This is a genomic window from Nonomuraea endophytica (assembly GCF_014203235.1).
In the GTDB taxonomy this organism is placed as follows: Bacteria; Actinomycetota; Actinomycetes; order Streptosporangiales; family Streptosporangiaceae; genus Nonomuraea; species Nonomuraea endophytica.
Window position 1 is genome coordinate 1 of sequence record NZ_JACHIN010000010.1, and the last position, 22,611, is coordinate 22,611.

The 22,611-nt window shown below is 70.0% G+C and carries 19 protein-coding genes; 12 read left to right on the plus strand and 7 right to left on the minus strand.

Annotated features, from left to right (window positions below; genetic code table 11):
• Positions 1–89: 89 nt before the first annotated feature.
• From nirB to HNR40_RS32550, 4 genes are read left to right on the plus strand one after another with little or no spacing between them, the layout of a single operon-like run.
• Positions 90–2,528 (plus strand): nitrite reductase large subunit NirB, encoded by a 2,439-nt coding sequence (gene nirB, locus HNR40_RS32535; RefSeq protein ID WP_184968180.1) that lies wholly within the window; start codon positions 90–92, stop codon positions 2,526–2,528.
• Positions 2,525–2,863, plus strand: coding sequence for a nitrite reductase small subunit NirD (gene nirD, locus HNR40_RS32540; RefSeq protein ID WP_184968182.1), 339 nt, complete (start codon positions 2,525–2,527; stop codon positions 2,861–2,863). Before nirB ends, nirD begins: the two co-directional genes overlap by 4 nt.
• Positions 2,860–3,996, plus strand: coding sequence for a uroporphyrinogen-III synthase (locus HNR40_RS32545; protein ID WP_184968184.1), 1,137 nt, complete (start codon positions 2,860–2,862; stop codon positions 3,994–3,996). Before nirD ends, HNR40_RS32545 begins: the two co-directional genes overlap by 4 nt.
• A complete protein-coding gene (locus HNR40_RS32550) occupies positions 3,993–4,700 on the plus strand; it encodes a sirohydrochlorin chelatase (protein ID WP_184968186.1) in 708 nt (235 codons plus the stop codon). Before HNR40_RS32545 ends, HNR40_RS32550 begins: the two co-directional genes overlap by 4 nt.
• Here the strand turns inward: HNR40_RS32550 and HNR40_RS32555 are convergent.
• From HNR40_RS32555 to HNR40_RS32575, 5 genes are all read right to left on the minus strand, one after another.
• Complete coding sequence (locus HNR40_RS32555) at positions 4,631–4,828, minus strand: DUF6186 family protein (RefSeq protein ID WP_184968995.1); 198 nt, start codon at positions 4,826–4,828, stop codon at positions 4,631–4,633. The two genes, HNR40_RS32550 and HNR40_RS32555, sit on opposite strands and share 70 nt — an antisense overlap.
• On the minus strand, positions 4,825–5,235 hold the full coding sequence (locus HNR40_RS32560; protein WP_184968188.1) for a hypothetical protein: 411 nt from the start codon (positions 5,233–5,235) through the stop codon (positions 4,825–4,827). The genes HNR40_RS32555 and HNR40_RS32560 overlap by 4 nt, the downstream gene beginning before the upstream one ends.
• An 88-nt stretch (positions 5,236–5,323) precedes the next feature.
• The gene (locus HNR40_RS32565) at positions 5,324–5,818 is read right to left on the minus strand and encodes a hypothetical protein (RefSeq protein WP_184968190.1); all 495 of its coding nucleotides are present in this window, start codon (positions 5,816–5,818) and stop codon (positions 5,324–5,326) included.
• Positions 5,819–6,062: 244 nt separating this feature from the next.
• Positions 6,063–6,917, minus strand: coding sequence for a PAC2 family protein (locus HNR40_RS32570; RefSeq protein ID WP_184968192.1), 855 nt, complete (start codon positions 6,915–6,917; stop codon positions 6,063–6,065).
• Between the two features lie 104 nt (positions 6,918–7,021).
• Positions 7,022–7,477 carry a universal stress protein gene (locus tag HNR40_RS32575; protein WP_312896607.1) on the minus strand — a complete coding sequence of 152 codons (456 nt, stop codon included), beginning with the start codon at positions 7,475–7,477 and terminating at the stop codon, positions 7,022–7,024.
• A 79-nt stretch (positions 7,478–7,556) separates the two neighbouring features.
• Here HNR40_RS32575 and metH point away from each other — a divergent pair, with 79 nt between their 5' ends.
• From metH to HNR40_RS32615, 8 genes are all read left to right on the plus strand, one after another.
• Positions 7,557–11,021 (plus strand): methionine synthase, encoded by a 3,465-nt coding sequence (metH, locus tag HNR40_RS32580; protein WP_184968196.1) that lies wholly within the window; start codon positions 7,557–7,559, stop codon positions 11,019–11,021.
• Between the two features lie 834 nt (positions 11,022–11,855).
• Positions 11,856–12,524: an HAD family hydrolase gene (locus tag HNR40_RS32585; RefSeq protein WP_184968198.1), complete on the plus strand. Its 669-nt coding sequence runs from the start codon at positions 11,856–11,858 to the stop codon at positions 12,522–12,524.
• A gap of 700 nt (positions 12,525–13,224) precedes the next feature.
• Entirely contained in the window at positions 13,225–13,734 is a 510-nt protein-coding gene (locus HNR40_RS32590; RefSeq protein WP_246509725.1) for a cellulose synthase, read from the plus strand.
• A 297-nt stretch (positions 13,735–14,031) separates the two neighbouring features.
• Positions 14,032–15,030: an ABC transporter permease gene (locus tag HNR40_RS32595; protein WP_184968200.1), complete on the plus strand. Its 999-nt coding sequence runs from the start codon at positions 14,032–14,034 to the stop codon at positions 15,028–15,030.
• Between the two features lie 69 nt (positions 15,031–15,099).
• The gene (locus tag HNR40_RS32600; protein WP_184968202.1) at positions 15,100–16,866 is read left to right on the plus strand and encodes an ABC transporter substrate-binding protein; all 1,767 of its coding nucleotides are present in this window, start codon (positions 15,100–15,102) and stop codon (positions 16,864–16,866) included.
• A gap of 95 nt (positions 16,867–16,961) precedes the next feature.
• Positions 16,962–17,981: an ABC transporter permease gene (locus tag HNR40_RS32605; protein ID WP_184968204.1), complete on the plus strand. Its 1,020-nt coding sequence runs from the start codon at positions 16,962–16,964 to the stop codon at positions 17,979–17,981.
• The gene (locus tag HNR40_RS32610) at positions 17,978–19,003 is read left to right on the plus strand and encodes an ABC transporter ATP-binding protein (RefSeq protein ID WP_184968206.1); all 1,026 of its coding nucleotides are present in this window, start codon (positions 17,978–17,980) and stop codon (positions 19,001–19,003) included. Before HNR40_RS32605 ends, HNR40_RS32610 begins: the two co-directional genes overlap by 4 nt.
• A gap of 74 nt (positions 19,004–19,077) precedes the next feature.
• The gene (locus tag HNR40_RS32615; protein ID WP_184968920.1) at positions 19,078–20,079 is read left to right on the plus strand and encodes an ABC transporter ATP-binding protein; all 1,002 of its coding nucleotides are present in this window, start codon (positions 19,078–19,080) and stop codon (positions 20,077–20,079) included.
• A gap of 312 nt (positions 20,080–20,391) precedes the next feature.
• Here HNR40_RS32615 and HNR40_RS32620 read toward each other — a convergent pair whose 3' ends face one another.
• Positions 20,392–21,075, minus strand: coding sequence for a response regulator (locus tag HNR40_RS32620; protein WP_184968208.1), 684 nt, complete (start codon positions 21,073–21,075; stop codon positions 20,392–20,394).
• Positions 21,072–22,250 (minus strand): sensor histidine kinase, encoded by a 1,179-nt coding sequence (locus HNR40_RS32625; RefSeq protein ID WP_184968210.1) that lies wholly within the window; start codon positions 22,248–22,250, stop codon positions 21,072–21,074. The genes HNR40_RS32620 and HNR40_RS32625 overlap by 4 nt, the downstream gene beginning before the upstream one ends.
• Between the last annotated feature and the right edge of the window lie 361 nt (positions 22,251–22,611).

Genomic DNA, 22,611 nt, shown 5'->3' on the forward strand with positions numbered 1-22,611 from the left:
TCCACGCGTCGAGCGAGCGGGGCGATGACCCGGCGGCACCTCGGGTGCATCAGCAGCCTCACGGCTACCGACAAGAGGATGGTGCACCAGTGAGCAGGCTCGTGGTCGTCGGCTACGGCCCCGCCGCCCAGCGGCTGCTGGAGTCGCTGGCCGAGCGCGGATACGACGGGCGGATCACGGTTTTGGGGGAGGAGCCGCTGCCCGCCTACGACCGGGTGGCCCTGACCTCCTACCTGAAGGGCGCCAGCGCCGCCGACCTCACCTACGCCCCGCCCGCCGGCGTCGTCTCCCGGCTGAACTCCCGCGTCACCGCCGTCGACCGCGCCGCCCGCACCGTGACCACCGCCGACGGCCACGTCGAGCCCTACGACGTCCTGGTGCTGGCCACCGGCTCGGCCCCGTTCGTCCCTCCGGTGCCGGGCGCCGGCGACGCCCTGGTCTACCGCACGATCGCCGACCTGGACGACATCCGCGCCGCCGCAGGGAAGGCACTGCTGTCCGGCCAGGACGACGGCGTCGTGGTCGGCGGCGGGCTGCTGGGCCTGGAGGCGGCCGACGCGCTCCAAGGGCTCGGGCTGCGCACCCACATCGTCGAGCTGGCCCCCTGGCTGATGCCGCGACAGGTGGACGAGGGCGGCGGCGCCGTGCTGAAGAGCCACATCGAGGCGCTCGGCATCGGCGTGCGCCCCGGCGTCTCCCTGGAGCGGATCGAACCCGGCCGCGTGCTGCTGAGCGGCGGCGAGGAACTTCCCGCGGGCGTCGTGGTCGTCTCCGCAGGAGTACGGCCCCGCGACGAGCTGGCCAGGGCCTGCGGGCTGGAGGTCGGCGACCGGGGCGGCATCGCCGTCGACGACGGCATGCGCACCTCCGACCCCGCCGTCTACGCCGTGGGGGAGTGCGCCCTGGCAGGCGGGCAGGTGTACGGGCTGGTCGGGCCGTGCAACACGATGGCCGAGGTGGCCGCCGACCGGATCACCGGAGGCCGCTCGGTCTTCGGCGGCGCGGACCTGTCGACCAAGCTGAAGCTGCTCGGCGTCGAGGTGGCCCAGTTCGGGGCGATGGAGGGGGCGCTGGACGTCACCTACATGGACCCGGTCGCCGGCGTCTACAAGCGGCTGTTCGTCTCCGACGACGCCTCCACGCTGCTGGGCGGCATCTGCGTCGGGGACGCGGCGCCGTACGCCGCGCTGCGGCCCTTCGTCGGCAAGGCGCTGCCGGCGCCGCCCTCGGACCTGCTGTTCAGCGGCGGCGGCCTCGCCCTGGACCTGCCCGACGACGCGCAGGTGTGCTCGTGCAACAACGTCAGCGCCGGACGGGTGCGCGAGGCCATCGGGGACGGCGCCCGCGACGTGCCCGCGCTGAAGGAGTGCACCCGCGCGGGCAGCTCCTGCGGCTCGTGCCTGCCCATGCTGAAGCGGCTGCTGGAGAAGTCCGGCGTCGATCTGCCCAAGGCGCTGTGCGAGCACTTCGCCCACAGCCGCGCCGAGCTGTACGACATCGTGCGGGTCCGCGGGATCACCACGTTCTCCGAGCTCATCGCCGCGCACGGCACCGGCAGGGGCTGCGACGTGTGCAAGCCGACCGTCGCCTCGATCCTGGCCTCCCTGCACAGCGGGCACGTGCTGGAAGGCGAGCGCGCGGCCCTGCAGGACACCAACGACCACTTCCTGGCCAACATCCAGAAGAACGGCACCTACTCCGTCGTCCCCCGCGTGCCCGGCGGCGAGATCACGCCCGACAAGCTCATCGTCATCGGCGAGGTGGCACGCGACTACGGCCTCTACACCAAGATCACCGGCGGGCAGCGGATCGACCTGCTCGGCGCCCGGGTGGAGCAGCTCCCGGGCATCTGGCAGCGGCTGGTGGACGCCGGGTTCGAGTCCGGCCACGCCTACGGCAAGGCGCTGCGGACGGTGAAGTCCTGCGTGGGCTCGGCCTGGTGCCGGTACGGCGTACAGGACTCCGTCGGCCTGGCCATCGCCCTCGAACTGCGCTACCGGGGCCTGCGCGCCCCGCACAAGCTGAAGTCGGCCGTGTCCGGCTGCGCCCGCGAATGCGCCGAGGCCCGGTCCAAGGACTTCGGCGTCATCGCCACAGAAAGCGGCTGGAACCTCTACGTCGGCGGCAACGGCGGCTTCACCCCACGCCACGCCGACCTGCTGGCCGCCGACCTGACCACCGCCGAGCTGGTGCGGACCATCGACCGCTTCCTGATGTTCTACATCCGCACCGCCGACCGGCTCCAGCGCACCTCGGCCTGGCTCGAGGCGCTGGAGGGCGGCCTCGGCTACCTGCGCGAGGTCGTCGTCGACGACTCGCTGGGCATCTGCGCCGACCTGGACGCGCGGATGGCGCGGCACGTGGCCGGATACCAGGACGAGTGGCGGGCCACGCTGGAGGACCCCGGCAAGCTCGCCCGCTTCGTCAGCTTCGTCAACGCCCCCGGCACGCCCGACCCGTCCATCTCCTTCGAGACGGTGCGCGAGCAGATCCAGCCCGTTCTGATCCCCTTGGAGGTCGCGCGATGACCACCCTGCTCCACGATGTGTGGACCACCGTCTGCCGCTACACCGACCTGCTGCCGGAGCGCGGCGTCTGCGCGCTGGTGAACGGCAGCCAGATCGCCGTGTTCCGCGACTTCGACGGCCGCGTGTACGCCGTCGGCAACCGGGACCCGTTCAGCGGCGCGTACATCCTGTCCCGCGGCATCGTCGGCACCAGGGGCGGCGAGCCCACGGTGGCCTCGCCCATGCACAAACAGGTGTTCTCACTGGTCAGCGGCGCCTGCCTGGACGGAGGCGGCGAAGCGATACCCGTCCATCCCGTCCGGCTGAGCGGCGAGCACGTCGAGGTACGGGCATGACCGGCCGGACCGTGCCGGAGACGGCGCCCGACTCGCTGGCCGGGTTCACCGTGGGCGTGACCGCCACCCGGCGGCGCGAGGAGTTCGGCGCGCTGCTGCAACGACGCGGCGCCCGCGTGGTCAGCGCGCCCGCCATCCGCCTGGTCCCCCTGGAACAGGACGGCGACCTGCTCGACGCCACCCGCCTGGCCCTCGCCGCGCCCATCGACGACGTCGTCATCACCACCGGGGTGGGCTTTCGCGGCTGGATGGCCGCCGCGGAGGGCTGGGGGCTCTCCGGCGAGCTGGCCGAACGCCTCACCGCCGCCCGGCTGCTCACCCGCGGACCCAAGGCCAGGGGAGCGGTGCGCGCCGCGGGGCTCAACGACCACTGGACCCCGGCCACCGAGTCCTGCGACGAGGTCAAGGAGTACCTGCTGGCCCAGGATCTGGGCGGGCGGCGCATCGCCGTACAACTCCACGGCGAGCCCCTGGCCGGATTCGTGGCCGACCTGCGGCGCGCCGGGGCCGAGGTGATCGAGGTGCCCGTCTACCGCTGGCTGCCCTACCGCGACACCTCGCCGCTGCGCCGCCTGGTCAACCAGGCCGTCACCGGCGCCGTGGACGCGGTCGCCTTCACCAGCGCCCCCGCCGTCCTCGCCATGCTCCGCGAGGCCCGCGCCCGCGGCCAGGAGGAGGCGCTGTTGGGGGCGTTCTCCGACCGCGTGGTGGCGGCCTGCGTGGGCCCGGTCACCGCGCACCCGCTGGTCGAGCGCGGCGTACCCACGCTGCAGCCGGAACGCTCCCGGCTCGGCGCGCTGGCCAGGGCGCTGGCCCGCCACCTGCCCGAGTTCGGGGTCGCGCGCGTCACCGCGGGCGGGCACCGGCTGGAGATCCGCGGCCACGCCGTCGTCGTGGACGGCGAACTGCGGCCGCTGCCGCCCGCGCCCATGGCCGTGCTCAAGCGCCTGGCCGACAAGCCGGGACATGTCGTGGCCCGCGCGGAGCTGCGCCTGGTCCTGCCCGGCAGCCCCGCCCGCGAGTCGGCCGAGCACGCCGTCGAGATGGCCATCACCCGCCTGCGCCGCGCCCTGGGCCCGCTCGGGATCGTGGAGACGGTCGTCAAGCGCGGCTACCGCCTGGCCGTCCAGTGACGCTGGTCCTGGCCGCGCACGGGACCCGCGACGCGCGCGGCGAGGCCGTCCTGCGCGACCTGGCCGGCGCGGTCGGCGCCCGCCGCCCCGGCCACCGGGTGCACCTCGCCTACCTGGAGATCAGCCGCCCGCTCCTGTCCGGCGCGCTGCCCGATCTGCCGGGCCCGGTGACGATCGTCCCGCTCCTGCTGGCGGGCGGCTACCACGTGCACGTCGACCTGCCCGAGATCGTCTCCCGCACCCGCCCCGACGCCCGCGTCGCCCGCCCGCTCGGCCCCCACCCGCTGCTGTCGGCGGCCCTGGCCCGCCGCCTCACCGAGGCCGGGCTGCGCCCGGATGACGCGGTGGTGCTCGCCGCCGCCGGCTCCTCCGACCCCGCGGCCCTGGCCGACGTGCGGGCTCAGGCCCGCCTGCTGTCGGTACGGCTCGGCCGCCCGGTCACCGCCGCCTTCGCCGCCTCCGGCACCCCCGCCCTGCCCCGGCACTGGGACCGCCGGACGGCGCTCGCCTCGTACCTGCTGGCCCCCGGCTTCTTCCACACCCGTCTCCAGGACTCCGGCGCCGCCCTGGTCAGCGACCCCATCGGCGCCGATCCCGGCCTGGCCGCGCTGATCTGGCGGCGCTACGACGACGTTCAGCGGGCCAGGAAGTGCCAGCCCACCCACCACCACGACAGGATGACCAGCACCCGGCCCGCCGGATGACGCATCACCCAGGCGAAGCAGTCGCCCGCCGTCGGCGTCGTGGACCCGGGCAGCCGCGCGACCACCTCCAGCACCAGCATGGCCGCCACCGCCGCCACGTAGCCGAAGACCGTGATCTCCCACGTCATCGCCGCACCAGCCCCCACCCGACCACGAGCCACGCCACCCAGAACAGACCCCGCCAGTCCGGCGAGAGCAGCACGGGATCCAGCAGGTCGCTGACCGTCGGCTGCGCGGGATCGTCACCCGCCAGCAGCGCCCACACCTCCCACACGCCGAACGCGGTGAACAGCGCCACCCACACCTGCCAGCCCGGCGCGGACAGCCGCCGCGGCGCCTCCAGTCGCGGCAGCCCCGGCCACAACGCCGCCACCAGCGCGAGCACGCCGACCACGCCCACGACCGCGTACGTGAGCCCGGCGAACGACGGCAGCCGCCCGCCGCCGGCCCAGGCGGCCACCAGCACCGCGGCGCCGAGCCCCCAGCCCAGCGCGCGGCGCCGGTGCGGCCGTAGCCCCGGTTCACCCGTTTCCATATGGCTCTCCTTTACGGACAACAAAGAGGGTACGGCGACGCTCCGCCGTACCCTCAAAACCGATACCCTCAAAACCGATTTATGGCTTTTAGCCGGATTCAAGCCTGAGCTCGCGAACGATCTCCTCCGCGCTCACGTCCCGCGTGGGCTCGGAATAGGCCCCGAAGAACATCTCGTTGTAGGCGTGCCTGAAGCATCCTGCCAGCAGGAGACGGGCGCTGGCATCGGGATCCGCCTCGGCGGTCACCCGGCCGATCCGCTGCTCGGCGGCGAGGTAGGCCGCCAGCGGCGCGATCTCGGCCAGCGGCCCGAGGCCGTTGTCGCGGATCGCCTCGCGGAAGCGGACCGTGACGCTGGGCGAGGTGAAGGCGGGCAGCGCCGCCGACTGGATCTCGGCGTAGTAGTCGATCCCGGCCCGTGCGATGGGCAGCAGGTTGTCGTTGACGCGGCCCTTGCCGACCAGGTGCGAGAGGTCGTGCAGGATGCGCAGCCACAGGGGCAGGCGATCCTGGAGCAGGGCGAGGAAGTGGTCCACGGGCCCGCCGGTGCGGTCCTCGCGGAGCGAGACGGCCATCTCGAGCACGCGCCGTCTGGTGTCCTGACTTCTTTGGTGCGGATCTAGGTGGGGAGTCGCCATGGTTGGCCTAACGTGCGCAGTCACATGGGTAGGTTCGACGTGGCACCCGGCGATTTCGCCGTTGTTATGGAGCCGTGTTTCTCCTGGTTATGCAATTGTTGCCGGCTGGTGTTCCAACTGTGTACAAATGGCGCGGGTCACTGATTATTACCTGAAACCCATGAGAAATATGGCAACAATGACCTGAGAGTCAGCTGTCAGTATCGCGGTCGCGGCGCCGCAGGTAGCGCTCGAACTCCGCCGCGATGGCATCGCCGCTCGCCTCGGGCAGCTCCGCGGCGTCCTTGCGCTCCTCCAGCTCCTTGACGTACTCGGCCACCTCGCTGTCCTGCGAGGCCAGCTCGTCCACGCCGTGCTCCCAGGCGCGCGCCTCCTCGTCGAGCTCGCCGAGCGGCATGGAGATCTCCAGCACGTCCTCCAGGCGGCGCAGCAGCGCCAGCGTCGCCTTCGGGTTGGGCGGCTGGGCGACGTAGTGGGGCACCGAGGCCCACAGGGAGATCGCGCTCAGCCCGCCCAGCGCGAACGCGTGCTGCAGCACCCCCACGATGCCCGTCGGGCCCTCGTAGCGGCTGAGCTCCAGGTTGAGCGAACGCGCCAGCCCCTCGTCGGAGGCGGTGCCCAGGATCGGCACCGGACGGGTGTGCGGCGAGTCGTTGAGCAGGGCGCCCAGCATGACCGTCGTCTCGATGCCCAGCTCGCGGCAGACCTCGATGATCTCCTCGCAGAACGACTTCCAGCGCATGTTCGGCTCGATGCCGCGCAGCAGCACCACGTCACGCTCGGACCCCGGCGGCCTGGCCAGCGAGAACCGCGTCGTCGGCCAGACGATGCGCCGCTCGGCCCCGTCGGTCAGCTCCACCACCGGCCTGGTCACCTGGAAGTCGTAATAGTCTTCAGGATCGAGCTCGGTCAGCGGCTCCGCCTTCCAGGCGCTCTCCAGGTGGCTGATGACACCGCTGGAGGCCTCGCCCGCGTCGTTCCACCCCTCGAACGCGGCGATCAGCACCGGGTCGACGAGCTCGGGGAACCTTTCGAGCTCGATCACGTGTCGCCTCCTCCATCGGCTGGCATTCGACTAAGCCTATGCGCTGAGGGGGGTCTCGCGTCACTGATCTCGTTGCGCCACGGGCGTACTGCCTGGTACGGGCGTCACCGCCCCGACGTGGTGCGCACGATGAGCACGTCGCAACCGGCCCGGTGCGAGACGCCGGATGGCACCGATCCCAGCAGCCGCCCGGCCAGCGAGTTCAGCCCCCTGTTGCCCACGACGAGCAGCTCGGCCCGGTGCTCCTCGGCCAGCCGGACCAGGACGTCCACGGCCTCGCCCTCCTCGGCCGCCAGCACGACCTCCCCGGCCCCTGCGGCCACCGCGCTCTCGCGCGCCGCCCGCAGCGTGTCCTCGGCCGGGGTCGACCCGCTCACCTTGTACGCCAGCTCGCCCAGCCGGTCGGCGGCCGGGGCCCGCTCGCTCTCGCGCATCGGCAGGTAGGCGCAGGCCACCACCAGCCGGGCCCGGGTCGCCGCGGCCAGTTCGGCGGCGGCGGTGACGGCGCGCAGCGAGGAGGAGGAACCATCAGTTCCGACGAGAATGGTCTGATAACGCACAGCGCCTCCTATTGGACGCTTTATTGAATATCTTCCCCGGCACCATAGCGCCTCGATCCCAGCCGATAAGCTGGGGCCCATGAGCAACTCCCCATCGTTTCGCGAAGTACTGTCCCAGCGCGTAATGGTCGCCGACGGGGCCATGGGGACGATGCTGCAGGCCGCCGATCCCACTCTCGAGGACTTCCTGGACCTCGAAGGGTGCAACGAGGTCCTCAACGTCACCCGGCCCGACATCGTGCAGAGCGTGCACGACGCCTACTTCGAGGTGGGCGTCGACTGCGTGGAGACCAACACCTTCGGCGCCAACCTCGCGGCGCTGGCCGAGTACGACATCCCCGAGCGGGTCTTCGAGTATTCGGAAGCGGGCGCGCGCATCGCGCGCGAGCGCGCGGACCACTGGTCCACGCCCGACCATCCGCGCTTCGTCCTCGGCTCCATGGGGCCCGGCACCAAGCTGCCCACGCTGGGGCACCTGCCGTACGAGAAGCTGCGCGACGCCTACATGGACAACGCGGCCGGCCTGATCTCCGGCGGCGCCGACGCGCTCATCATCGAGACCTGCCAGGACCTCCTCCAGGTCAAGGCGGCCGTCATCGGCTCCAAGCGGGCCGTGGCCGACTCCGGGCGCGACGTGCCGATCATCGCCCAGGTCACCATCGAGACCAACGGCGCCATGCTGCTCGGCTCCGAGATCGGCGCGGCGCTCACCGCGATCGAACCCCTCGGCGTCGACGTCATCGGACTCAACTGCGCCACCGGCCCCGCCGAGATGAGCGAGCACCTGCGCTACCTCGCCCGCCACTCGCGCACCAGGCTGTCGTGCATGCCCAACGCGGGCCTGCCCGTGCTCACCTCCGACGGCGCCTACTACCCGCTCAGCGCGGAAGAGCTGTCCGACGCGCACGAGACCTTCACCCGCGACTACGGCCTGTCCCTGGTCGGCGGCTGCTGCGGCACCACCCCCGAACACCTGCGCCAGGTCGTCGACCGCGTGCGCGGGCGCGAGGTGGTCAGCCGCCGCCCCCACCCCGAGCCCGGCGCGTCCTCGCTCTACCAGACGGTCCCCTTCCGCCAGGACACCAGCTACCTGGCCATCGGCGAGCGGTGCAACACCAACGGCTCCAAGGCCTTCCGCGAGGCCATGCTCGAAGGCCGCTGGGACGACTGCGTCGAGACCGCCCGCGACCAGGCCCGCGGCGGCGCCCACATGCTCGACCTGTGCGTCGACTACGTCGGCCGCGACGGCGTGGCCGACATGAAGGAACTCGCCTTCCGCTTCGCCACCGCCTCCACACTGCCGATCATGCTCGACTCCACCGAGCCCGAGGTGCTGCGGGCCGGCCTGGAGATGCTGGGCGGGCGCGCCGCCGTCAACTCCGTCAACTACGAGGACGGCGACGGCCCCGACTCCCGCTTCCAGAAGATCATGCGGCTGGTCAGCGAGCACGGCTCCGCCGTCGTCGCCCTGACCATCGACGAGGAGGGCCAGGCCCGCACCGCCGACTGGAAGGTGCGCGTCGCCAGCCGCCTCATCGACGACCTGACCGCCAACTGGGGCATGCGCGTCGAGGACATCATCGTCGACTGCCTGACCTTCCCCATCGCCACCGGCCAGGAGGAGACCCGCCGCGACGGCGTCGAGACCATCGAGGCCATCCGCGAGCTCAAGCGACGCTACCCGGGCGTGCAGACGACGCTCGGCCTGTCCAACATCTCCTTCGGCCTCAACCCGGCCGCCCGCATCGTGCTCAACTCGGTCTTCCTCAACGAGTGCGTCAACGCCGGGCTCGACTCCGCCATCGTGCACGCCTCCAAGATCCTGCCGATGGCCCGCATCCCCGACGAGCAGCGCCAGGTCGCCCTCGACATGGTCTACGACCGCCGCCGCGAGGGCTACGACCCGCTGCAGCGCTACATGGACCTGTTCGAAGGCGTCGACGCCGCCGCGATGCGCCAGAGCAAGTCGGCCGAGCTCGCCGCCATGCCGCTGGGGGAGCGCCTCAAGCACCGCATCATCGACGGCGAGAAGAAGGGCCTGGAGGCCGACCTCGACGAGGCCCTCACCGAGCGCCCCGCCCTGGAGATCATCAACGACACGCTGCTCGACGGCATGAAGACCGTCGGCGAGCTGTTCGGCTCCGGGCAGATGCAGCTGCCGTTCGTGCTGCAGTCGGCCGAGGTCATGAAGACCGCCGTCGCCCACCTCGAACCCCACATGGAGAAGGTCGAGGGCGAGACCAAGGGCCGCATCGTGCTGGCCACCGTCAAGGGCGACGTCCACGACATCGGCAAGAACCTCGTCGACATCATCCTGTCCAACAACGGCTACGAGGTCGTCAACCTCGGCATCAAGCAGCCGGTCAGCGCCATCCTGGAAGCCGCCGACGAGCAGAAGGCCGACGTCATCGGCATGTCCGGCCTGCTGGTCAAGTCGACCGTCATCATGAAGGAAAACCTCGAGGAGATGAACTCCCGGGGCATCTCCGAGCGCTACCCGGTGCTGCTCGGCGGCGCCGCCCTCACCCGCGCCTACGTCGAGCAGGACCTCGCCGAGCTCTTCCAGGGCGAGGTCCGCTACGCCCGCGACGCCTTCGAGGGCCTGCGCCTCATGGACTCCTTCATGGCCGTCAAGCGCGGCGTCGAGGGCGCCACGCTGCCGCCGCTGCGCGAACGCCGCGTCAAGTCCGGCGCCACCCTGGTCCGCACCCCCGTGGAGGCCCTGCCCGCCCGCTCCGACGTGGCCGCCGACAACCCGCTGCCGCGCTCGCCGTTCACCGGCGACCGCATCGTCAAGGGCATCTCGCTCGCCGAGTACTCGGCCTTCCTGGACGAGCGCGCGCTCTTCCTCGGCCAGTGGGGCCTCAAGCCCACCCGCGGCGGCGACGGCCCCGGCTACGAGGAACTCGTCGAGACCGAGGGCCGCCCGAGGCTGCGCATGTGGCTCGAGCGCATGCAGACCGAGGGCCTGCTGGAGGCGGCCGTCGTCTACGGCTACTTCCCGTGCGTCAGCGACGGCGACTCGCTCATCATCCTCGACGACGCCGGCAACGAGCGCACCCGCTTCACCTTCCCGCGCCAGCGCCGCGACCGGCACCTGTGCCTGTCGGACTTCTTCCGCTCCAAGGACTCGGGCGAGGTCGACACGGTCGGCTTCCAGGTGGCCACGATGGGCGGCAAGATCTCCGAAGCCACCGCCGAACTCTTCGCCAAGGACGCCTACCGCGACTACCTCGAACTCCACGGCCTCTCCGTCCAGCTCACCGAGGCCCTGGCCGAGTATTGGCACGCCCGGGTCCGCTCGGAGTGGAGCATCGGGGGCGAGGAGTCGCTGGACGACATGCTCAAGGTCAACATCCAGGGCTGCCGCTACTCCTTCGGCTACCCCGCCTGCCCCAACCTCGAGGACCAGGTCCAGCTCTTCCAGCTCCTGGACCCGGAGCGCATCGGCGTGACCTTGTCGGAAGAATTCCAACTCCACCCCGAACAAGCCACCAGCGCCCTAGTCGCCCACCACCCCGAGGCGAAGTACTTCAACGTCTAGCTCTTTTCGTGCTTGGCGAGCCGTCTCGCGGCCCGTCCGGCCTTTTGGTTCGGGCGGGTCGTCTCGGTCCGTTTGGCTTTTTGGTTCGGGCGGGTCGTCTCGGTCCGTTCGGCTTTTTGGTTCGGGCGGGCCGTCTCACGGTCCGTCCGGCCGCCTTTCCGTTACGGCAAGCCAAGCAGGCCACCGCCCGCCGTCGCGGGCGGGCCACTCGGTCCGTGCGCCCGGCAGCCGGACACACGCCCCACCGCGACAAGGCACGCCTGGCCCCCGCCGTGGTCACGAGCGTGCCCAGAGCGACGGCCTGGGCAGAACCTTCGGCACGCCTCACCCGCAGCCCAAGCGACCCACCGACGTGACACCCTCCGGCGTGACACCGTCGCACCTTCGGCCAGGTACAGCATGGCGCCCGGGGCCGCGTGTGCCGTGTGTGGCGTGTGTGCCCCGTGTGGCACATGGGTGTGGGTGAGTTCCACGTGCTGCCGCACCGTCCGCGTGTGCCAGGAGCTCATAGGTCCTGCGTGTGCCAGGAGCCCATGGCCCGCGGTTGTGCCGGGAGCCCATGGAAGGTGTGCTCCGCGGGTGGTCAAGCGTGCGTCGGGTGGTTGTGGGCGTGGCTGTGTGGCTGTGTGGGTGTGGGTTGGGTGGGTGTGGGGTTGGGCTATGGGGGCTGGTGGGAAGGTGTTTTGTGGGGAGGCAGGTGTTGCCAGGGCTGTTGGGGCGGTTTGTGGGACCCGGTTGATGGTGAATTTTCGTGGGCTGGGAATGTGGAGGCTCGGGGCGGCTGTTGAACTCTGCCCCTGGGCAGGGGTGGCAACCGGACGGAACGGGGGATGGATGGACGCGGCGTTCTTCGACATGGACGGTCTTCTGGTCGACACCGAGAAGGTGTGGCTGCTGGTGGAGACCGACTGCATGGCCAGGCTCGGCGGCGTATGGAACCACGAGCACCAGACCCACCTCGTAGGCGGCTCCATGGAGCGCACCGTCGCCTACATGCTGGACGTGTCCGGCTCGTCGGTCCCCCCGCAGACCCTGCGCACCTGGATGATCGACGGCATGGTGGCCCGCCTGGCAGGCGGCGTCGACGTCATGCCCGGCGCCCTGGAACTGCTGGAGGCCCTGCGCGCAGAGGGTGTGCCGGTAGGCCTGGTCACCTCGTCGCTGAAGGAGATCGCCGAAGCCATCCTGTCCTTCGTGGGCCGTGACCGCTTCGACGTCATCATCACCGCCGACGACGTCGAACGCACCAAGCCCGACCCCGAGCCCTACCTGACCGCCATCGGCCTGCTGGACGTCTCCCCGTCCCGCAGCGTGGTCCTGGAGGACTCCCCGAACGGCGTGGCGGCGGGAACGGCCGCTGGCTGCGTTGTGGTGGCCGTCCCCAGCCTCCTCCCGATAGAACCCGCCCCCGGCCGCCTGGTGGTCAACTCCCTGACCGAGGTAACCCCGGCCCACCTACGCGACCTGGTAACCACCCACACCCCCTCCCCCCGCCCCCTCTAGCCCCACCCAGCCCAGGTCCCAGCCTGGGAACGAAGCAGCGACGCCTCGGGGTAAAGGCAGCAGCGACGCCTCCGGGGAAGGGAAGCGGCGACGCCTCTGGGCGGACGCGGGTCCTTTGGGCTCCGGGTAGGGGGCCGCGCCGCGTGTTATGGGGCGGTCGTTACGGCGGGGACGCCGTGGGCCCTCACTGGCGGCGCTTGACGGGCGCCCGCCCACGGCGGTGGGGCGGGCTCGCGGGGGCGGAGCCGTAAGGGAGGCCGAGAGACGGCGAAGCCGTCGCACAGACACAAGCCCACGCCGTCGCACAGACACAAGCCCACGCCGTCGCACAGACACAAGCCCACGCCGTCGCACAGACACAAGCCCACGCCGTCGCACAGACACAACCGCACGCCGTCGCACAGACACAACCGCACGCCGTCGCACAGACACAAGCCCACGCTGACGCACAGGCGCAAGCCCACGCCGTCGCACAGACGCAAGCCCACGCTGACCCACTGAGACACGCGCACGCTACGCACTGAGACACGCGCACGCTGTCGCATCAGCACAACCGCACGCTGTCGCACAGACACAAGCGCGTGGTGGCACAGAGAGAAAGAGATGAGAGGAACCTCCCCTAGGGGGTGGGCCGTTCTTAGGGAGGAGGGGGCGGCGCGGGTGCGCGTGCCAGGATGGGTGTAACCGAGAGCTAGGGGATATGGGCATGTTCGACACCATTTTGTGGCTGCCGGTCTGTGCCGGGGCCACCGGCCTGGGGCTGGTGCTGAGTTTCCTGGCCTGGCGGCGCCGGGGCGCCACCGCCGGGATCCGCGGGGTGGCGTGGTCGCTGCTGCCCATGGCCGCGTTTCTGACCGGGGCACATGCGCTGATCTGGGGGATCGTGGCGTCTGTGGTCGGGTTCGTGACCGGGCTGGTCGCGGGGATCATCAACCCGTTCGTGTGGGCGGGGGTCGGGCTCGCGGGGCTGGCGCTGGTGCTGTTCGTGGTCTCCGGCGTGATGCGCAAGCGCGGCGTCGGCGGCGCCACGGCGAAGCAGCCCAAGCAGGCGAAGGTCAAGAGCGGGGTCAAGACGGGCGGTACGCCCGCCGCACCGGCCGCTCCGGCGCCGCAGGCCGTCAATCCGTCGCCCGCCCCCGCGAAGGGGCGGACAAAAGACGATGACTTCTCTGACATCGAGGAGATCCTGAAGCGCCGCGGTATCGGGTGAAAACAGTGCAATGTCACGGTTCCGAGACCCAACCGGAACTGCGTGTAGACAAACACGTCAAGATCAATACGAATGAGTTTCACGAGAATCACAGTTGAGCCACATAGCTGTCTGAGGGACTAGTCAGCGCAGCTCAGCGCATACATTCTGCACCCTGGGGCCGTGACATACGGTCCTGCAATCACGGCGGTCCCTGACCGGGCACCGCCGAACGGACGATGTCGTCTGCAACCCAGGGGGCCAGAAGTCAATGCGCACAACTTCTGGCATTGCGGGTGCGGGCGTGGGAGGGCGCGCATGACCGCACCGCTGGATGTTCCCGAGTCGGCGAAGGAAGCAGTTCCTGAAGCCGTGGTGACGGGCGTGGACCGCAAGGCGATCCAGGGCCGTTCACTGGGGCAGATCGCGTGGTTGCGCCTGAAGCGCGACAAGGTCGCCATGGTCGGCGCCGGCGTCATCCTCTTCCTCATCCTGATCGCGGTCTTCGCCCCGCTGATCGTGAAGTGGTTCGGGCACCCGCCGCTCGAGTTCCACCGCGACATGATCGACCAGGAGACCCAGGTCCCCAAGGACCGGTTCGGCGGGATCAGCTGGGACTACCTCTTCGGCGTCGACCCGCAGTGGGGCCGCGACATCTTCAGCCGCGTCGTCTACGGCGCGCGCATCTCGCTGCTCATCGCCTTCCTGGCCACGCTGCTCTCGGTCGGCATCGGCACCATCCTCGGCGTCACGGCCGGCTTCTTCGGCGGCTGGGTCGACACCGTCATCAGCCGCCTCATGGACGTGTTCCTGGCCTTCCCGCTGCTGGTGTTCGCCATCGCGCTGGCCGGTGTGGTGCCCGACACCGCGTTCGGGCTCTCCGGTGACGCGTTGCGCGTCTCGCTGCTGATCTTCATCATCGGCTTCTTCAACTGGCCCTACATCGGGCGTATTGTCCGGGGTCAGACGCTCTCGCTGCGCGAGCGGGAGTTCGTCGACGCCGCCAGGAGCCTGGGGGCGCGCGGGCCGTACATCATCTTCCGTGAGGTCCTGCCCAACCTCGTGGCCCCGATCCTCATCTACTCGACGCTGCTGATTCCGTCGAACATCCTGTTCGAGGCGGCGCTGAGCTTCCTCGGTGTGGGCGTGCGCCCGCCGACCCCGACCTGGGGCGGCATGCTCTCCGACGCGGCGCGCATCTACACCGTCCCGCACTACGCGATCTTCCCGGGTCTCGCGATCTTCCTCACCGTGCTCGCCTTCAACCTCTTCGGTGACGGCCTGCGCGACGCGCTCGACCCGCGCGGCAACCGATGACCTGCCCGACCACCGCATGACCGACCACCGCAATTTCCTGGCTCCTACCTACAAGGGGTGTAGTAAGAGATGATGAAAAAGCCCACTCTGGCGAAGGCCGCGCTCGTCGCGGCGCTCGCCATGGGCCTGGCGGCCTGTGGAGGCACCAGCACCCAGACGCCTCCCAAGGCCGGCGAGTCAGGCAAGCCCGCCGTCAAGGAGGAGTTCAACGCCGCTCTGACGGGGGTGTTCAACCCGTCCACGAAGAAGGGCGGCACCCTCAAGCTGGCGAACTCCGGTGACTGGGACTCCCTCGACCCGGCCGACACCTACTACGGCTACTCGTGGAACTTCATCCGGCTGTACGGCCGCGCCCTGATGTTCTTCCCCGGCAAGCCCGGGGCCGAGGGCGCCAAGCCGGTTCCGGACCTGGCCGCGGAGGCCGGCAAGCCGAGCGCCGACTTCAAGACCTGGACCTACACGCTGCGTGACGGCCTCAAGTACGAGGACGGCACCCCGATCGTGGCCAAGGACGTCGCGTACGCGGTGGCCCGCGCCTACGACAAGGTGACCTTCCCCAACGGCCCCACCTACCTCAACGACATGCTGAACTGGCCCAAGGACTACAAGGGCCCGTACAAGTCGAAGGGCGCCGACTTCAGCTCCGCCGTCGAGGCCCCGGACGACAAGACCGTCGTCTTCCACCTCAAGGAGCCCTACTCCGGCTTCGACTACATCGTCCAGATGTCGCCGACGATCCCGGTCCCCGAGGCCAAGGACACCGGCGCGAAGTACCGCGAGCACGTGATCTCCTCCGGTCCGTACATGTTCGAGAAGAACGAGATCGGCAAGGGCTTCACGCTGGTCCGCAACCCGCACTGGAGCGAGGCCGTCGACCCGAACCGTCCGGCCCTGCCGGACAAGTACGAGGTCTCGACGAACGTCAACGCCGACGACATGGACAACCGGGTCATCTCCGGTGACCTCCACGTCGCCATCGAGGGCACCGGTGTCCAGCCGGCCGCGCTGAGCAAGATCCTTCCGGACCCGGCTCTGAAGGCTCGCGCCGACAACATCACCATCCAGCGCCTCTGGTACACCTCGATCAACCCGACGGTGAAGCCGTTCGACAACAAGGACTGCCGGATCGCCGTGCAGTACGCGATGGACAAGACCGGCTACGTCGCCGCCTACGGCGGCTCGACCGGTGGCGAGATCGCGACCAACCTGCTGCCGCCGACGATCCCCGGCGCCCAGAAGATCGACCTCTACCCCTCTCCCGAGGGCAAGGGCGACATCGCCAAGGCCAAGGAGCACCTGACCAAGTGCGGTCAGCCGAACGGCTTCGAGACCTCCGTCTCCTACCGCGCCGAGCGGCCCAAGGAGAAGGCGACCGCCGAGGCGATCAAGGACTCGCTGGCCCGTGCCGGTATCAACGTCACCATCAAGCCGTACCCGCTGAAGGACTACTTCTCCAGCTTCGCCGGCAGGCCGTCCTTCGTCGTGAAGGAGAACCTGGGCCTGGTCGTCAACGGCTGGGGCTCCGACTGGCCTGACGGCTACGGCTTCCTGCAGCAGATCACCGACAGCCGCGTCATCCGTGAGGGCGGCGGCTCCTCCAACACCTCGGTCCGGATCCCCGACGTGGACGCCATGCTCGACAAGGCGCGCGTCGAGGCCGACGTCACCAAGCGTGAGCCGATGTGGGCGGAGATCGACAAGCGGGTCATGGAAGAGTCCGTCATCATGCCGGGCATCTGGGCCAAGTCGCTGCTCGTCCGCGGCAAGGGCGTGACCAACGTCCTCGTCTCCGACGGCCAGCAGATGTACGACTACGTCGCGATGGGCGTCGAGTAGGTCCTCTTCCCGCAGTCAACGAGTAGTTAAAGGCAGGTGAAGGCCACAGGTGGCCGCCGGGAGCGACCCTCCCGGCGGCCACCGGGCCGGGCACTGTGGTCACATACATCATCAGGCGTCTGATCGGCGCGGTGGTCATGCTCGGAATCGTGAGCATGGTCACGTTCGCGATCTTCTTCCTCGTGCCGCAACTCGCCGGCGCCACCCCCGAAGGCATGGCCAGCCGTTACGTCGGCCGTACCGCCACAGGGGAGATCGCCAAGCTCGCGGCGGAACGGCTCGGGTTCAACGACCCGCTGGTCGTCCAGTACGGGAGGTACGTCAAGGGCATCGTCGTCGGAGCGGAGTACGACTACGGCGCCGGTGTCGAGTATTGCCCGCCGCCCTGCCTCGGCTACTCGTTCATCACGCAGCAGCCGGTGTTCCCCGATCTGATGAACCGGCTTCCGGTCACGCTGTCGCTCGCCCTGGGCGCCGCCGTCCTCTGGGTGGGGCTGGGCGTGGGCATCGGCGTGCTCTCGGCCCTGCGAAGAGGCAGCGTCTTCGACCGGACCGCGATGATCATCGCACTGGCCGGAGTCTCGCTGCCGATCTTCTTCACCGCGCTCATCGCGTTGCAGATCTTCTCCTACGGGAATCCCTTCTCCTTCGCCGCCCAAGGCGGCACCTACACCACCATCCAGGACTCCCTGCCCCTATGGGCCTACGCGCTGCTCCTGCCGTGGGTGACGCTGGCCTTCCAGTTCGCCGCCGGGTACGCGCGCCTGACCCGGGCCGGAATGCTGGAGACCATGAACGAGGACTACATCCGCACCGCCAGGGCCAAGGGCCTGAAGGAACGCAGAGTGGTCGTCAAACACGGGCTGCGCGGGGCGCTGACCCCCATCATCACGATCTTCGGTCTCGACTTCGGCCTGCTCATCGGCGGCGCCGTACTCACGGAGAGCGCGTTTTCCCTCAACGGGCTCGGCAAGTACGCCATCCAGGCCATCACCGACCAGGACCTTCCCAAGGTCATGGGCGTGACCCTGCTGGCCGCACTCTTCGTGGTCGTCGCCAACCTGATCGTCGACCTGCTCTACGCGGTCGTGGACCCGAGAGTGAGGCTTTCGTGACTTTCCTGGAACTGAAGGACCTCAAGGTCCACTTCCCGACCGACGACGGCCTGGTCAAGTCCGTGGACGGCCTGTCGTTCAGCCTTGAGCGCGGCAAGACGCTCGGCATCGTGGGCGAGTCCGGCTCCGGCAAGTCCGTCACCAGCCTCGGCATCCTCGGCCTGCACAAGGGCGGCCGGGCCAAGATCTCCGGCGAGATCTGGCTCGACGGCGAGGAACTCGTCTCGGCCACGCCCGAGCACGTACGCCGGCTGCGCGGCAAGAAGATGGCGATGATCTTCCAGGATCCGCTGTCGGCCATGCACCCGTACTACACGGTCGGCGACCAGATCATGGAGGCCTACCGCATCCACCACAACGTGTCGAAGTCGGTCGCCCGCAAGCACGCCATCGACATGCTCGGCCGCGTCGGCATCCCCACCCCGGGCAAGCGCGTCGACGACTACCCGCACCTGTTCTCCGGCGGCATGCGCCAGCGCGCCATGATCGCGATGGCGCTGTCGTGCGACCCGGAACTGCTCATCGCCGACGAGCCGACCACCGCGCTCGACGTGACCGTGCAGGCGCAGATCCTCGACCTCATGCGCGAGCTCCAGGCGGAGTTCAACTCCGCGCTGATCATCATCACCCATGACCTGGGCGTCGTCGCCGAGCTCTCCGACGACATCCTGGTGATGTACGGCGGCAAGTGCATCGAGTACGGCGCCGCCGAAGACATCTTCTACCGTCCCGAGCACCCCTACACGTGGGGTCTACTGGGATCGATGCCGCGGCTGGACCGCGAGCGCACTGAACGGCTGCTGCCGATCAAGGGCTCGCCCCCTTCGCTCATCAACGTGCCCGACGGCTGCGCCTTCCACCCGCGCTGCCCCTACGCCGACCGGACCGAGGGCAAGTCCAACACCGAGGTCCCGGCCCTGCTCGAGACCGAGGGCGGGCACATGGTGCGCTGCCACATGGCCAAGACCGAGCGGCGCACGCTGTGGGAGAACGAGATCAAGCCAGTGCTGGAGACCCAGTGAGTGAGCGTAGCGAGCGAACCAATGGACACGCTCACACTGACGAGGCCGAAGGTCTTGTCAGTGAAAACGAGCCGCTGCTGTCCGTTCGGGACCTGCAGAAGCATTTCCCCGTGACCAAGGGCCTGTTCAAGCGGCAGGTCGGCGCGGTCAAGGCCGTCGACGGGATCTCCTTCGACGTCTTCAAGGGTGAGACGCTGGGCCTGGTCGGCGAGTCCGGCTGTGGCAAGTCCACCACCGGCCGCCTCGTCACCCGCCTCCTGGAGCCCACCGGCGGCCAGGTCGTCTTCGAGGGCCAGGACATCAGCCACATGGCGCAGGGCAAGCTCCGCCCGCTCCGCCGCGACATGCAGATGATCTTCCAGGACCCGTACTCCTCCCTGAACCCCCGGCACACGGTCGGCGCCATCGTCGGCGCGCCGTTCCGCATCCAGGGCATCAGCACCGAGGGCGGCGTCAAGAAGGCGGTCCAGGAGATCCTGGAACTGGTCGGCCTCAACCCCGAGCACTACAACCGCTACCCGCACGAGTTCTCCGGCGGCCAGCGCCAGCGCATCGGCATCGCCCGCACGCTCGCGCTCAAGCCCAAGCTGATCATCGCCGACGAGCCCGTCTCGGCCCTGGACGTCTCCATCCAGGCCCAGGTCGTCAACCTCCTGGAAGACCTGCAGAACGAGCTCGACCTGACGTACGTGGTCATCGCCCACGACCTGTCCGTGGTCCGCCACATCAGCGACCGGGTCGCGGTCATGTACCTCGGCAAGATCGTCGAGATCGCCGACCGCAAGCGGCTCTACAGCTCGCCCATGCACCCGTACACCAACGCGCTGCTGTCGGCGGTGCCGGTGCCGGACCCGAAGAACCGCCAGGAACGCGAGCGCATCCGGCTGACCGGCGACGTCCCCAGCCCGCTGAACCCGCCGCCCGCGTGCCGCTTCCACACCCGCTGCTGGAAGGCGCAGGAGATCTGCAAGACGGTGGAACCACCCCTCGAGGAACTCTCCAGCGGCCACCGCGTCGCCTGCCACTTCCCCGAAAACGCCGCCACCCCGGCTCCTTCGTTGACCAGCGCGTCGTGATTTAGTTCTCTATAAGCGCCCGCCGTCGCGATCGCCTCGGCGGGCGCTCTTTCTGTTGCGGCTTTTTTCTGTTACGGCAAGCCGCCCACACGCCCCCCGCCGCCATGGGCGCGCGCCCGTGCAAGGTCGCCCGGCAGTCTGACGTGGTCCTCGCCGCGACGGCGATCCGTAGACCGGGCGCCGCTGCCCAGTTCGCCACCGCACGCTCGCGCTGATCCCACCACACGGCTCCCTGCTGCGGTGGCTTCCCACGGCCCGTCACCGCGCGGCGCGGGACGGCTATCGCCCCACGCTTCTGTGGCTTTTTGTGGGTTAGGGGAGTGCGCCTGGGGTGATCAGGCCGGTTTCGTAGGCCAGGACCACTGCCTGGACGCGGTCGCGTAGGCCGAGCTTGGTCAGGACGTTGCCCACGTGCGTCTTGACCGTGGTCTCGCTCACCACCAGCTTGGCCGCGATCTCCGCGTTGGACATGCCCTTGGCGATGAGCTTGAGCACTTCCAGCTCCCGCTCCGTCAGCCGGTCCAGCCGCGCCGGAGTGCTCTCCTGGTAGGCGGAGGGCAGCTTGGCGGCGAAGCGGTCCAGCAGGCGGCGCGTCACGCTGGGCGCCACGATCGCGTCGCCGTCGGCCACGACCCGGATCGCCTGCACGAGCTCGTCCGGCGGCACGTCCTTGAGCAGGAACCCCGAGGCCCCCGCCCGCAACGCCTCCACGATGTACTCGTCCAGGTCGAACGTCGTCAGCACCAGCACCTTCGGCACATGCGCCCCGGACGCCGCCTCGCGCACGATCCGCCGCGTGGCCTCAATGCCGTCGACACCGGGCATCCGGATGTCCATCAGCACCACGTCGGGCAGCAGGGCCCTGGTCTGTTCCTGCGCGTCCTTGCCGTCGCCGGCCTGGCCCACCACCGTGATGTCGGGCTCGGCCTCGAGGATCAGGCGGAAACCGGTACGCAGCAGCGGCTGGTCGTCCACCAGCAGCACTCTGATCGTCATCTTCCGTCCTTCAGCGGGAACCTGGCCCGCACCTCGAAACCGCCCCCCGGTCGAGGACCGATGCTCAGGATTCCACCATAAAGCGCCACCCGCTCGCGAATCCCCACCAAACCATGCCCTGGCCGCGCCGCCACTCCGGCCGCGCCCCGGCCGTCGTCTGCGACCCGCACGTCCAGTTCGCGCGGCTCGTGCCGTACGGTCACCACGGCCTCAGCCCCCGGCCCGGCATGCCGCAAGCTGTTGGTCAGACCCTCCTGAACCAGCCGATAAGCCGCCAGCTCAATCCCCGCGGGAACGGGCGCCTCGTGTCCCTCGACCGTCAGCCGCGTCGCCAGCCCCGCCTCGCGCATCTGCTCCACCAGCGCCGGCAACGCCGACATCCCCGGCTGCGGCCCCAGCTCGGCCGGCGAACCGGCGCGCAGCACGCCCACGATGTCCCGCATCTCCGCCATCGCCTTGCGCCCGGTGTGCTCGACGGCCGACAGCGCCTCGCCGGCCAGTTCAGGATCGGACAGCAGCACCTTGCGCGCCGCCGCGGCCTGCACCGTCATCACGCTCACGTGGTGCGCGATCACGTCGTGCAGCTCACGCGCGATCCGCGAGCGCTCCTCGGCGCGCGCCGCCCGCGTGTCTGCCTCCCTGGCGCGCTCCAGCCGCGCCGCCCGGTCCTTGAGCTCCTCGAAGTACGCCCGCCGCAGCCGGATCGCCCGCCCCACCCCCCAGGCCCCGGCCAGCAGCACCACCACGACAAGATGGTCCGCCCAGGTGAGCGCGTCGAGCGGGCTGAGCAGCGCCCCCGTCGCATAGACCAGCATCGCGAACATCAACGCCGCCAGCGCCACCGCCAGCCCACGCCTGGCCGCCACCGAATACAACAGCACCAGCCCCGCGACGCTGGCCAGCCCCAAGCTGTAACCAAGGGAGTTGAGCAGAGTGTCCGGCACCGCACTGGCCAGCAGCGCCCCCACGGGCCACTGTCGCCGAACGGCCAGCGGCGCCGCCGTCAGCACGACCAGCGCCCCGCCCACCAGATCCGGCGACCTTACCGCTCCGGCGGGCTGGCCCGGCTGGGACAGGAGGTCGGCGGCGTCGTAGAAGAGAAACAACGCGAGCGAGCCCGCGGCCAGCACCACGGCAAGGACCGTGTCGCGAAACAGGGCTCGATCGTTGCGCACGAATTCACTGTAGGCCCAGCTCAAGCCGTGACTCCTCCTACCTTGGGAGGAATCCGCCCTCCTCACCCCAGCCGCCCACCACCCCGCCTCCGGTCGCAGGCCAGCCTTCACCGCCTCGGGCCACCTCGCACCCACGCCGCCTCAGGCGCCGCGTCAGAGGGCTGTGGGCGCTCAGGCCCATGACACGGCGCTCCCGGAGTCGGGGCGCGCCCACCCACGCCGTACCCGTGGTCCGCCCGGCAAGGGCCGTGGCGCGCTGCCCGTGCAGTGGCGGGCTGCCCACGCCCAGGCCGCTGTGCCCGTGGCGCGCCCCGGCCACGTGGCTGGAGGCCGTGGTGTCAGGGGGCGAGGCCGGGCTGTC

Bases quoted from the DNA above. Each gene is read 5' to 3' on its own strand.
- HNR40_RS32620 (WP_184968208.1), bottom strand. From the start codon at position 21,075: ATGACGATCAGAGTGCTGCTGGTGGACGACCAGCCGCTGCTGCGTACC.
- HNR40_RS32585 (WP_184968198.1), top strand. From the start codon at position 11,856: ATGGACGCGGCGTTCTTCGACATGGACGGTCTTCTGGTCGACACCGAG.
- HNR40_RS32595 (WP_184968200.1), top strand. From the start codon at position 14,032: ATGACCGCACCGCTGGATGTTCCCGAGTCGGCGAAGGAAGCAGTTCCT.
- HNR40_RS32545 (WP_184968184.1), top strand. From the start codon at position 2,860: ATGACCGGCCGGACCGTGCCGGAGACGGCGCCCGACTCGCTGGCCGGG.
- HNR40_RS32590 (WP_246509725.1), top strand. From the start codon at position 13,225: ATGGGCATGTTCGACACCATTTTGTGGCTGCCGGTCTGTGCCGGGGCC.
- HNR40_RS32600 (WP_184968202.1), top strand. From the start codon at position 15,100: ATGATGAAAAAGCCCACTCTGGCGAAGGCCGCGCTCGTCGCGGCGCTC.
- HNR40_RS32555 (WP_184968995.1), bottom strand. From the start codon at position 4,828: ATGACGTGGGAGATCACGGTCTTCGGCTACGTGGCGGCGGTGGCGGCC.
- nirD (WP_184968182.1), top strand. From the start codon at position 2,525: ATGACCACCCTGCTCCACGATGTGTGGACCACCGTCTGCCGCTACACC.
- metH (WP_184968196.1), top strand. From the start codon at position 7,557: ATGAGCAACTCCCCATCGTTTCGCGAAGTACTGTCCCAGCGCGTAATG.
- HNR40_RS32560 (WP_184968188.1), bottom strand. From the start codon at position 5,235: ATGGAAACGGGTGAACCGGGGCTACGGCCGCACCGGCGCCGCGCGCTG.